The 11983-nt window shown below is 65.1% G+C and carries 7 protein-coding genes; 3 read left to right on the top strand and 4 right to left on the bottom strand.

What is annotated here, in order from left to right; genetic code table 11:
- Window positions 1–2: 2 nt before the first annotated feature.
- The 4 genes from deoC to mfd all read right to left on the bottom strand — a co-directional run bounded on the left by deoC (window position 3) and on the right by mfd (window position 10581).
- Window positions 3–1019: a deoxyribose-phosphate aldolase gene (gene deoC / locus AC4D2M_RS06155; RefSeq protein WP_490890724.1), complete on the bottom strand. Its 1017-nt coding sequence runs from the start codon at window positions 1017–1019 to the stop codon at window positions 3–5.
- A gap of 724 nt (window positions 1020–1743) precedes the next feature.
- Window positions 1744–4236, bottom strand: coding sequence for a helix-turn-helix transcriptional regulator (locus tag AC4D2M_RS06150; RefSeq protein WP_490890723.1), 2493 nt, complete (start codon window positions 4234–4236; stop codon window positions 1744–1746).
- A gap of 179 nt (window positions 4237–4415) precedes the next feature.
- Window positions 4416–6773, bottom strand: a complete 2358-nt coding sequence (locus AC4D2M_RS06145) for a helix-turn-helix transcriptional regulator (RefSeq protein WP_490890722.1) — start codon at window positions 6771–6773, stop codon at window positions 4416–4418.
- Between the two features lie 181 nt (window positions 6774–6954).
- A complete protein-coding gene (mfd, locus tag AC4D2M_RS06140) occupies window positions 6955–10581 on the bottom strand; it encodes a transcription-repair coupling factor (protein WP_490890721.1) in 3627 nt (1208 codons plus the stop codon).
- Between the two features lie 214 nt (window positions 10582–10795).
- On the opposite strand from mfd, the gene AC4D2M_RS06135 reads away from it, so the two are divergent.
- The 3 genes from AC4D2M_RS06135 to AC4D2M_RS06125 are packed head-to-tail and all read left to right on the top strand — an operon-like array spanning window position 10796 to window position 11892.
- Entirely contained in the window at window positions 10796–11134 is a 339-nt protein-coding gene (locus AC4D2M_RS06135; protein WP_490890720.1) for a hypothetical protein, read from the top strand.
- Window positions 11135–11173: 39 nt separating this feature from the next.
- The gene (locus AC4D2M_RS06130; protein WP_490890719.1) at window positions 11174–11671 is read left to right on the top strand and encodes a DUF2505 domain-containing protein; all 498 of its coding nucleotides are present in this window, start codon (window positions 11174–11176) and stop codon (window positions 11669–11671) included.
- Window positions 11671–11892 carry an SCO4848 family membrane protein gene (locus AC4D2M_RS06125; protein WP_490890718.1) on the top strand — a complete coding sequence of 74 codons (222 nt, stop codon included), beginning with the start codon at window positions 11671–11673 and terminating at the stop codon, window positions 11890–11892. Before AC4D2M_RS06130 ends, AC4D2M_RS06125 begins: the two co-directional genes overlap by 1 nt.
- Window positions 11893–11983 lie beyond the last annotated feature (91 nt).

Below are 11983 nucleotides of genomic sequence, written 5' to 3'. Positions count from 1 at the left end.
CTTTAGTCGATCGTGACGTAGGCCGGGCCGGAGTAGCGGCCGCTGGTGAGCTTCTGGCGCTGCAGGAGCACGTCGTTGAGGAGGCTTGAGGCGCCGAAGCGGAACAGGTCCGGCTGCAGCCACTCCTCCCCCACAGTTTCCGCGACGGTGACCAGGTATTTGATGGCGTCCTTCGAGGCGCGGATGCCACCGGCGGGCTTCACGCCGATTTTTTCGCCGGTGAGGCGGTGCCAGTCGCGGACGACCTCAAGCATGGACAGCGTGACCGGAAGCGTGGCGGCCGGTGTGACCTTGCCCGTTGAGGTCTTGATGAAGTCTCCGCCGGCGAGGATTCCCAGCCAGGAAGCCCGGCGCACGTTGTCGTAGGTGTTCAGCTCACCGGTTTCGAGGATGACCTTCAGGTGCGCATAGGTACCGTCCGGGCGCTTGCACGCTTCCTTGACGGCGACGATCTCGTCGAACACCTGGCCGTACCGGCCGGAGAGGAACGCGCCGCGGTCGATGACCATGTCGATCTCGTCTGCCCCGGCGGCCACGGCATCGGACGTGTCGGAGAGCTTCACGGACCGGGACGCGCGGCCGCTCGGGAAGGCGGTCGCCACGGCGGCGACGTTGATGCGGCCCGGAGCGCCGTCGTCGTGCGCGCTTCCCAGCGCTTCCACAGCGTGCGGCACCATGTCGCCGTAGACGCACACCGCAGCGACGCGGGGGGTGGACATGTCGTCAGGGTCCGGAACCAATGCCTTGGCCACCAGGGACTTGACCTTGCCCGGTGTGTCAGCGCCCTCGAGCGTGGTGAGATCGGTCAGCCGGATGATTGTGTCCAGCGCCCAGGCCTTGGAGGTGGTTTTGATCGAGCGGGTCCCGAGGGCTGCGGCGCGGGCTTCGAGGCCCACGGCGTCGACGCCCGGAATGCCTTCGAGGTAGCGGCGCAGGCTGCGTTCGGTGAGATCTCCACCGATCACGTCCAGGGCCCGCGCCGCCGGTGCAACGGTGGTTCCAGCGCGCGTGGTTTCCATGGTCACATGTTCTCCATACTTCTACTCGCTCCCATGCCGGAACGGTTCCCGCCGCACCCTTTTATCGGTAGTTGGCCGGGGGTATCGATAGCGCCGGGACAGGTGGTCGGACCGCATGGACGCTACGACTTTACCACCGGGTAACCGAGCACGCGCGGTTACTTTCCCGCCGCTGGCGCGGCCCGGATTCCCCATCTTCTGCTCCCAGAAGCCGACGACGACGGCGTGTCCTCGCCGACACGCCGAACACCCGCCTGGAACCCGGGGAAAGAGGACCACTGACCTGGGCCACCGAACTGAATCAGACGTCCTGACTCCTCGAAGACCGGCAGCAGCGAGGGAGCTCACCCTCGTCACATGGACAAACTGCTGCCGGCCCGCTCAGGAGCCCCGCTTCCACCGAAGGGCAAGGCTGCGAAGCGTGCTGAAAGGTTAAGACTAGGCAGCCCTTCTGCGCCGAGACACGAGTAGTTTCTACTCGTACTTCTAGGGACGCACGCGGTCCGGGCCCCATTACGGCGCGGTGATTGTGGTTGGCGTGAGGAAAAGCCAACATCCCTGCGGCGCCGGACCGCTTTGAATTATCCGCCCGACTGCAAGACACTCGTCTTCTGAAGCGAATTACGGTAATTCACCTGCAAACTACTCGGGTATCCCAAGGAATCGCGGACGTACATACTCCACTAATCAGTATGATCCGTAAAGTATTCAATTCCCGTCGCATCTAGTTCCGCAGGTGTTCCGGACCAAGGTCAGCCCGGCGCCTGACGCCGAGCTTGGTATAGATCCGGTACAGGTGTCCCTCCACGGTGCGTGGTGAAACTGTCAGGATCTCAGCGATCCGCCGGTTCGTGGCGCCGTTGAGGACCATCTGCACAATCTCTTTCTCGCGCCCGGTGAGGGACCCGGTGGAAACATCGCCCTGGTTCACGAAAAAGGTCCTCACCCCCGCCAGGCCGGCATTGTGAAGCCGAAGCTGTTGCAGGACGGATCGTTGACGCCCGGTTTTCCCCTGGTCCTCGTAGACCCGCGCGGCGCGCGCCAGACATTCGGCGCCGATCAGATGCTTGCCCAGCGCGTCGGCTTCAGTGCCGGCGTCCGCCATCCGCTGTGGGTCGCCGGAGAGCAGCGCGGCTGAGCAGACGTGCAGTGCTTCAGCCTCCGGACCGTCGAAATGCTCGGTGGCGTCCAGGAGCCGTTCCAGATGGGAAACGCCGCCCACCAGCGTAAGCAATTCGAGGATTTCCTTCTCGGCGGCGGTCATTCCGGCAATACGCGCTTCGGAGGCATGCTGGAGGAGTGCCGTGGCGTCGTCATGCGCTGCGTGCAAGCCCAATCGTGCCGCCATCACGTAGGCGTTGGCCACCAGGCGCTGCGGCCGGGATCTGTAGTAGGGCACGGCCGCAACCTCAGCGGCGAACTGCTTGGCCTGCTCCTGCTCACCGAGCAGCATCGCCGCCAAAGCCGCGTTGCCCAGGGCGTAGGGCAGCATCAGGTCGAGGTCGCGTTCACGCAGAGCCTCGATGCCGGCGGCAAGGTGGTCCAATCCCGTACGCACCTGTCCCTGTTTGATCTCCAGAATTGCCTGTAACGCCGGCGTGGCGTCACCGAAGTAGAGCAGGTTCTCCGGGGCATGGCGGGCATGCCGGGTGAGCTGCTTCGCGAATTCCTCAGCCCAGCCACCCTGCAGCAGAATGTTGAGGCGCCGGTAAACGGCCGCTGGGTAATACTCCAGCAGAGCCGGATCCGCCTCGATCATTTCGATGGCCCGCAGCGTCGCTTCCGCACCGGCCGAACCTTGCCCGGTTGCGCCGAGGGCCTCGCCCACGAGGATGTCGGCAAGGATACCCACCTGAGCGTTGGGGTGTTCTGCGGCGATGATCCTGTTGAGGCTGCGGAAGGACTCCGCGTATCTGCCTTCAAGATTGAGTGCGTAGCAATGCAGCAGCTCGCTGCCGGGATGCACGGGAAGAAAACCATCCCCCAGCATCGCGGCGGTGTTCTCGGTGAGGGTGCCGGCGGCATCGGACCAGCGGTCGGCAATGTCATGCACGTCATCCGCCGCGCCGCCGGCACGGAGGACGATTTGCACGGCAGCCATGGCTGCTGCGCTCAAGGTGGGATGATCTGTTGCGGCCTCCAGAGTGCCGTCAATTACGGCCGTGGCCTTGACGACGTCAGACTGGTGAAGGTGGGCGAGCGCCACTTGGACGCGGGCGGCGATGATGAGCGACGGCTCCGTGATCGTTGAGGCGAACCGCAAAGCCAACCGGGGGTCGAACGCTGCGTAGGCCCGCCGGGCGGCGTCCAGCAGCTCAGCGCCCGCGGGGGTCCCTCCCGTATCCATGGTCCAGGTGAGCCACCGGGTGTAACCGATGGCGTCCGGTAGGGCTTGCCCCATGGTGTCAAGAGCGTGCCTGCGAATTTCGGCGCTTCGTCCCACCGGGACCTCTCTACGGAGGAGTTCCGCGGCCAATCGGTGGTGGAATACCAGGCATTCGTTTCTCGCATCGGCGATGTCCAGGTTTCCGGCGCTGATCAGTTTCTCCAGGATTGCGGCGTCAACCAGCTGAAGTGCGAGGGACATCGGAACAGGCTCCACCAGTGAAATCACCTGCAGAACGCGCCGCTCCTCAGCTGTGCCGTATTCCAGGAGACTGTGTACGGCATCCAGGAGGGCCGGGTCTTCCAGTTCGTGCCCCTCGCGGGCAAGCCAGACACCGTTGCGCTGTACAAGCTGACCCGTGCGCAGTCCGCTGGAGAGCAGCGCCTCGAGCAGGAAGGGATTGCCCTGGGAGAAATTGGTCAGCATGGCGGCCGCGCCCGCTCCGACGCGTCCGCCAAGAAACCGCCGGCTGATCTCCGTGACCTGCACCTCGGTGAGCGGCACCAGGGTGAATTGCGCCAAAAGCCCGTCACGGCTGAGGGCCATGATCACCTCCGGCTGCCTCCGGTGGTTCCGCGTCGTGGCAAGAAGCTTGATTATGCCCGCCACCAACAGCTGTTCCAGGACGTGGCTGGTGTGTTCATCCAGTTCGTGCGCGTCATCCACCACCACCAGGGGCGGGAGGCGGCTCTCCGAGCGCGCCTGGGCGAAGAAATTTCGGAGCCAGCGCAGCACAACAATGGGTGATTTCAGGCTCTTGCCCTGAAGACCAACGAGGAAATCGGACAGCGCACCGTAGGGAACACCGGCGAGCGCCGCGCTGGCTCTCAAATGGAAAGGTTTCACCTCTCGGCTCAGACCGGCAACTATGCAGTCCACCACGGCGGACTTACCCATTCCGGCATCACCGTAGATCACTGCCCCCCGCAATTCCGGGTGCCGCACACTCGCTGTTGCCGCGACCGTTATCTGCTGTCGTCCCACCAGGTCCGAACAGTCCCCCTGCCCACTCACTGTGTTGTATGGAGTTCCGCGGTGAACATGCCTGCAAGTTCCCGCCTACTGTGAACGTGCAGTTTTGCGTACACCTGATAGAGATGGCCTTCAACCGTGCGGACCGACACATTAAGCTCCTGAGCTATCCGCCTGTTGTTCTTCCCGGCTACAACCCGCCGGGTCACCTCCTCCTCGCGAGCTGTCAAGCCCTCCAGTTGTGTCGGTGCGTATCGGCTCTCGGGGTCGGCCTCACCCGCCAGTGTGGCGGTGACTCGGCGCCGGACGTGACTGACGGGGCCCCGGCGCCCAGTAGCGCTGGCGAATGTGCGGGCGGCGGCCGCCGCGTCTTCGGCGAACAGTAGATTGCCCAGTTCGTGGGCCAGCTCCATGGTCTGAAGCATCATCTGCTCATCCGAATTGTCCAGCCCCTTGGCGTAGAGCTCGCAGAGGCGGGCGAAGACACCCTGGCAGGACGTGCTGACGGCCAGCACCTGGTCGGTCAGGCTCCTGTCGCCCAACCGCAGTGCACTGGAGAGACTCAACAGCTCCAGGGTGGCGTTGCCCATGGTTTTGGCTTCTTTGGACAGAGCCAGGAGTTCCTTGGCGGAGTCGTCGGCGGAACCGCTCAATGCGCAAGCCAACCCGAGGAAATATCTGGTGAGCCTGCTGGACAGCCAGGTGGAGTCTGCACTGTGCGCCCTGGCCAGAGAAGAGAAGTGCGCGGCGGTCGGGTCATTGGTCAAGGCAAGGCAGTAAGCGGTAGCAGCGGCGGCCAGTGATGCCATTCCGTCGGGGTCATCGACCTCCAGTTGGCGCAGGGCGGGCACCAGGAATTCCCGTGCCTCCCGAGCCCTTCCCCCGAATGCCAACTGCAAGCCGTCGGCCAGTTCCTCCATTGTGCCGCCGGCATTGCCAAGCCGTGTGCAGCCCTGCGGACTGCAGTCCGGAACGCCTGTCCATGCCCACATGGCCAGGTGGGCATGTGACAGGCATTGCGCGGCCGGGGTGGTCACCTCAGCTGCCGCATCGAGATGTAATCCCGCTGTACCGGCCAGTTCCAGCGCATCGTTTGGCCGTCCGGTCATTGCCAGCGCCTCGCAGAGCAGTGCCGTGGCCAGTGTGGCCGATTCGGGCGTCAGGTCGCCCAGGTGGAGATCCTTCAGATTTAGCAGTTTGGTCACTTCACCGTATCTTCCTTGCGAGGAAGCCAGCCGTGCCTGTGCGAGCCTTGGCTCGGCGTGCAGCCCGCGAACCTTCTCCTCAGCGATGGGGCGGACCCGCTGTTCCGTTGTGAGCCGCACCGACGGCGGAGCGGCCGGGGGCGCGGATTTTGAAATCCGGTCAAGGAGAATTGTCCGGCGACTTTCAGGCGTTCCGCCCCGGACGGCTTCGGCCAGCAAAGGGTTGGTGAGTGAAACGGTGAGCGGGTAGTCCGGCCCGAGGGAGAGGATCCCGCGTTCCTGCAGGTCATCCAGATCCGTTGCGTCAGCCAGCGGTCCGAGGTCCGCCCAGGGCACTGTCCCGGCTGCGGCCACCAGATCAACAATGTCACGCTGCGCTGTGTTCAGTACGGACAGCGGCTCGCAGATGACATCGCGCGTGTGCTGGCGCATCGTGACGGGCCGAGGGGTTACTACCCAGACGTCGTGCCGCAGTTCGAGTGCTCCGGACGCCGCGTAGTCCTGGCTGAGCAGACGCAGGCAGCGCGGGTTTCCCCCGCTGTGCCGGCAGAGCGCGCGGACGGCTTCACGTGAGAGTTGATGGCCCAGTTCGGCTGCCACCAGCAGTCCCGCGTCCTGCTGTGTCATGGGTGGAAGGTCAAAGCGGACCAGAGACTTCGCGCGGCATAGTGCGGCAACATAATCAGGGGCCGTGGAAAGGTCCCGACAGACGGCGAGGACCCGTACGGCGTGATGCACCATCAGCTGTCCGATGATCATCACTGAGGACGAGTCCAGGTAATTGGCGTTGTCCACCACCATGATGATTTCGCGGTCCCCGGCCTGCTCCCGCAGGACCCTCGTGATGCCGTGAAGCAGCTGAACGGGATGATTGAGCAGGTCCTCGTCAAGGTCGGCGAGAAGAATACTCAACGCACCATAGGGCACCGTGGACCCGAACTGTGAACCACGGAGGGGAACTACGTGCTCAGTGTCGGAGAGGTGACCGGCCACATGCTGGGCGAGGGCGGACTTTCCTATCCCCGGTTCCCCCAGGATGACGGCCCCTTCCGAATTACCCGACGTCAGTGCTGAGAAAATGCCGTTGCAAACCTCTGTCCGGCCCACAAACGGCGGAACTGGGTTGTGGCTTTCGTCCCCCAGTGTCGGTGCGGCGGAATACCCTACCTGCGTGCGCATTAAATAGTTCATTCGAACCACGTTCCTTCGTCCCAGCAGTGAAGTACTTCAGACTAGGGAGGGGAAAATGGGGGATCACGAGTGGTCAATACCTGTTTCCAGACACCGGGTACCACTCCCGACTACTTGCTTCGGGTACCCACTACGCACGTTGTCCGGGGAAACACCTCGAACTTCGCTGCGGCCGGCCCAATCAGGCTGCGAACACCGCGTCGATCACGTTCTGCGCCCACTCGAGAATTGCGGCGTCGGCGAGGTCCCGGCCGCCCACAGAAGACGTCTTCGGCTTCGGGATCAGCGCCGCGTTCATCGCGGGCTTCACGGAGGAACCGGGGTACATCCGCTTGAGGCGCATTTCCTTGGACTCGGGCAGGTTGGCCGGAGCGAACTTGATGAAGTTGCCCTGCAGCGCGACGTCGGTCAGACCGACGGAACGCGCCTGCACCCTGAACCGGGCCACGGCGACGAGATTGACAACCGGTGCGGGCAGGTCGCCGTAGCGGTCCTTGAGTTCCTCAACCACCTCGTCAATCGCAGCGTCAGTGACCGACGACGCGAGCTTCCGGTACGCCTCAAGCCGCAGCCGCTCCCCCGGTACATAGTCGTGCGGAAGGTGCGCGTTGACCGGCAGCTCGATCTTCATCTCGGCGGCCTTCTCCTCGGCTTCGCCGCGGTAGTTCGCCACGGCCTCGCCGACCAACCGGATATAGAGGTCGAATCCCACACCCGCGATGTGCCCGGACTGTTCCCCGCCCAGGAGGTTGCCCGCACCGCGGATTTCGAGGTCCTTCAGAGCCAGCTGCATGCCGGCGCCGAGCTCGTTGTGCGACGCTACGGCCTTCAACCGCTCCAGTGCCACCTCGCCCAGCGGTTTCTCTGACGGGTACAGGAAGTACGCGTACGCCCGTTCGCGTCCACGACCGACGCGTCCGCGCAGCTGGTGCAGCTGTGACAAACCATAGTTGTCCGCGCGGTCCACGATCAGCGTGTTCGCGTTCGAGATGTCCAGCCCGGTCTCGATGATGGTGGTGCAGACCAGAACGTCGAACTTCTTCTCCCAGAAGTCCACGATGATCTGCTCCAGGCGCGATTCGCTCATCTGCCCGTGCGCCACGGCGACGCGCGCCTCCGGGATCAGCTGCTGCAGGTGCGAGGCCGTCTGGTCGATCGAGGACACCCGGTTGTGCACGAAGAACACCTGCCCCTCGCGCATCAGCTCACGCCGGATCGCCGCGGACGTCTGCCTGTCCGTGTACGGGCCCACATAGGTCAGCACAGGGTGCCGCTCTTCCGGCGGCGTCGCGAGCGTCGACGTCTCCCGGATTCCGGTCAGTGACATCTCCAGGGTTCGCGGAATCGGTGTTGCACTCATGGCGAGCACGTCCACGTTGGTGCGCATCTTCTTCAGCGCTTCCTTGTGCTCGACGCCGAACCGCTGTTCCTCGTCCACAATCACCAGGCCGAGGTCCTTGAACTGCACCTCGGTGGAGAGAAGCCGGTGCGTGCCGATCACCACATCAACCGAACCGTTCTTGAGCCCCTCCACCGTTTCCTTGGATTCCTTGGTGGTCTGGAACCGGGACAGCGCACGGATGCGGATGGGGAATCCGGAGAACCGCTCGGAGAATGTTTCGAAGTGCTGCTGCACCAGGAGGGTGGTGGGCACGAGCACGGCCACCTGCTTCCCGTCCTGCACAGCCTTGAAAGCGGCCCGGACGGCGATTTCGGTCTTGCCGTAGCCAACGTCGCCGGAGACGAGGCGGTCCATGGGGATTTCCCGCTCCATGTCGGCCTTGACCTCGTTGATCGTGGTCAGCTGGTCCGGCGTCTCGATGTATGGGAAGGCCTCTTCAAGCTCGCGCTGCCACGGCGTGTCCGGGGCGAACGCGTGTCCGCGCGACGCCATGCGCGCCGAGTACAGGCGGATCAGCTCCCCTGCGATCTCCTTGACGGCCTTGCGCGCCTGGCTCTTGGTCTTCGCCCAGTCCGACCCGCCCATCTTCGAGAGCGCAGGGGTGTCGCCTCCGACGTAGCGGGTCACCTGGTCCAGCTGGTCCGTCGGCACAAACAACCGGTCCCCCGGCGAGCCGCGCTTCGACGGCGCGTACTCCAGCACCAGGTATTCGCGGATGGTCTTCGTCGGTCCCGCACCGGTGGACCGCTGGATCAGCTCGACGAACCGGGCCACACCGTGCTGCTCGTGCACCACGAAGTCGCCCTCGCGCAGCTGCAGAGGGTCGACGGCGTTGCGCCGCTTTGAGGGCATCTTCCGCATGTCGCGGGTGCCGGACGCGGTGGTCCGGCCCAGCAGGTCCGCTTCGGTGAGCAGCCCGAGCTTCAGCCCGTCGAGCACGAACCCACGGCCGGCGGACGCCGTCGTGATTTCGATGATCCCCGGCTGCGGCGGCCCGTCGAGGGATTCAACGCGCGACGCCGGGATGTCGGCATCGTGGAACAGTTCGGCCAGACGCTGGGCCGGCCCGGGGCCTTCGGTAGCGACGACCACGCGCCACTGGTCGCGCACCCGGCCGCCGATGAACTCCATCATCTCGGCGACGTCGCCCTGGTAGCCGCGCGGTTCGCGTGCCGCGACGGTGAAGCTGTCGACGTCGGTCAGCAGGTCGTCGGATCCGAAGGACGTGATTGACCACCACGCCACGCTGTTCACGATCGCCGAAGAGCGGGTGTCCACCAGTGACCGGAAGCTGGCCGCTTCCAGGTCGGCGCCCAGCTGGCCGCTCAGGTCGACGGGTGCAGCGCCGCCGTCGGACGCTGTTGCCCACGCTGCCTGGAGAAACTCCTCGTTGGTCGCTTCGAGGTCGTGGGCTCGCGCGCGCACCTTTTCGGGCTCGACGACGACGGCGATGGACCCGGCGGGCAGCTCGCCGACAAACGGCACCATGGCGTCAACCAGCACCGGCGCGAGCGATTCCATGCCCTCGACGGCGATGCCGCCGGCGATCTTCTCGAGCATCCCGGCCGCGGCGGGCAGCTGGTCCTTCAAATGTGCGGCGCGGGACATCACGGACGGTGTGATGAGCAGTTCCCGGCAAGGCGGCGCGTACAGCTCGGTGGGAGCGCCGCGGTTACCGTCGGTGGGCAGGGAGCGCTGGTCAGCGACAGCGAACCAGCGCATCTGGTCCACCTCGTCGCCAAAGAACTCCACGCGGAGGGGGTGGTCCTCGGTGGGTGGGAAGACGTCGATGATGCCGCCGCGCACCGCGAATTCACCACGATGCGTGACCATGTCCACCCGGGAGTAGGCCGCGTCGGCGAGCGCGCGGACCACGGCGTCGAACCCGCGCTCCTCCCCTACCTTCAGCGCGACCGGCTCCAGCTGGCCCAGCCCGGCGACGAGCGGCTGCACGACGGCGCGGATCGGCGCGGTGATGACGCGCACCGGGTCGGCGCCCGGGTGGGCAAGCCGCCGGAGGACGGACAGACGCCGACCGACCGTGTCCGAGCGGGGTGACAGCCGCTCATGCGGCAGCGTCTCCCAGCTCGGAAACTCCTCAATAGACGACGCCGGGAGGTAGCTTCGCAGGGCAGCGGCCAGATCCTCGGCCTCGCGGCCGGTGGCGGTGACCGCCACCACGACCGGCTGCGCGCCGCCGCCGCCGTCATCGTCGTTTCCTGCCTCGGTCAGGCCGTCCACCATCTCCGCGAGCAGCGCGGCGCGCAGGCCGGTGGGGGCACCGATCTCAAGATCGGTGCTGCGGTCCGCAACGGAGCGGGACGCGTTGGTCCGCACCCGGGCGAACGAGGCGTCCTCCTGCAGGGCAGCGCGAAGACCGTTGAGAGTAGGTCCGGTGGGGGCCATGGCGTTCCTTCAGAGGTACTGGGCAACACAAAGACAGCACGAAAACCCGGGAATTCGCAGAATCCCGGGAGTCGGCGTTAACACTACCGCGCAGAGCACGTCGACGCCCCAAACCAGAGGCCTGACGTGATCGACGACGGCCACAACTTCCTCCCCGGCGTGCCACAAGTCAACGCGCAGGCTGTTCTCCTCGGCATCCGGGAGTCGCCGGACGATGCGATCGCCGGGTACGCGCACCGTCATCGACAATCTGAACGCCGAGGACAGCGGCGGCGACGAGAAGACCGCCGGCGGGGACGAGCCGCTCGTCGAGGTGGAAGACCTCGGCGATGACCCGCGCCGGGGACGCGAACTAGAACTCTCCTTTCGCGAGGACATCGCCCACGAACATTCCCGCGCCGTGGACCGGCTCGCCAAGCAGCTCAAGAAGCAGGCCGGCATCACCGGCGTTCTCCGCGAAGACCGCGAAGTCCTCCTCGTCGCCACGCCCATCTGGACCACCGGGCAACTGGAAGAGTGGGCCACCGAATACCTCAACAAGAACCTCACATAGGATGTACGGGACTCAAAACTCTCAAACTCCGGAGGATTCGTGGCACTCAGCGCCTCAACCACCCTGCCCTACGACGTTGCAACGGTGACCAATGTCTTCACCGATGAAGCGTTTCTCAAGCACACGAGCGAGCGCGTCGGAGGGGAGCTCAAGTCCCTAACGGTCGACGGCGACACCGCCTCCGCCTTCACCCTCACCGCAGTGCGCGCGCTGCCCACAACCCGCCTGCCGGACTTCGCCCGGAAGTTCGTCGGCGACACACTGACCGTCACCCAGACCGAGCACTGGGCCGCACCGCAGCCCGATGGCTCCCGCGAGGCGAAGGTGTCAATCAGCGTCTCGGGGGCACCTGTCTCGGTCGACGCCGTCCAGCGGATGATCGCCGAGGGCACCTCCACCCGCGTGGACGTCGAGGGCAACGTCAACTCCTCCATTCCTTTCATGGGCGCCAAGATCGCTGCCGCAGCTGAGCCGTACATCGGCAAGGCCCTGAACATGCAGGCCGCCGAGGCCAAGAGCTGGCTGGAGAACCGCTGATGGAGCTGCCACTCGCTCTGTCCATTGTCCTGATCGTCGCAGGAGTCTGGACGCTTGTCGTCTGGCCTCCGTTCCTGCGCAGGGTGTTCATGGACCCCCGGGCCAGGGATGACCGTGGTGCTCCCACCCGGTTCCTGAAGGTCCATTTCATGCTGGTGACAACCTCGATGGTGCTGGGTGCCGCAACCCTGGTCATCGGTATCCGGACGCTTGCTGCCTAAGTAATAGTCGATGCCCTGGCGGGGCCTCCCCTGCTAGGGTTTCTGAGGAATTGGTGCGCCGGGACGACTGGTCGACAGTAATTCTTCCTGC

The organism is Arthrobacter sp. TJ-270 (assembly GCF_058269075.1).
Note: the sequence above shows the minus strand (reverse complement) of the source record. Positions and strands in the feature narration are given on the sequence as shown.

What these genes read in the sequence shown, in the direction of transcription:
- deoC (WP_490890724.1), bottom strand. Translation starts at nt 1,019, where the DNA reads ATGGAAACCACGCGCGCTGGAACCACCGTTGCACCGGCGGCGCGGGCC.
- AC4D2M_RS06145 (WP_490890722.1), bottom strand. Translation starts at nt 6,773, where the DNA reads ATGAACTATTTAATGCGCACGCAGGTAGGGTATTCCGCCGCACCGACA.
- mfd (WP_490890721.1), bottom strand. Translation starts at nt 10,581, where the DNA reads ATGGCCCCCACCGGACCTACTCTCAACGGTCTTCGCGCTGCCCTGCAG.
- AC4D2M_RS06135 (WP_490890720.1), top strand. Translation starts at nt 10,796, where the DNA reads ATGCGATCGCCGGGTACGCGCACCGTCATCGACAATCTGAACGCCGAG.
- AC4D2M_RS06125 (WP_490890718.1), top strand. Translation starts at nt 11,671, where the DNA reads ATGGAGCTGCCACTCGCTCTGTCCATTGTCCTGATCGTCGCAGGAGTC.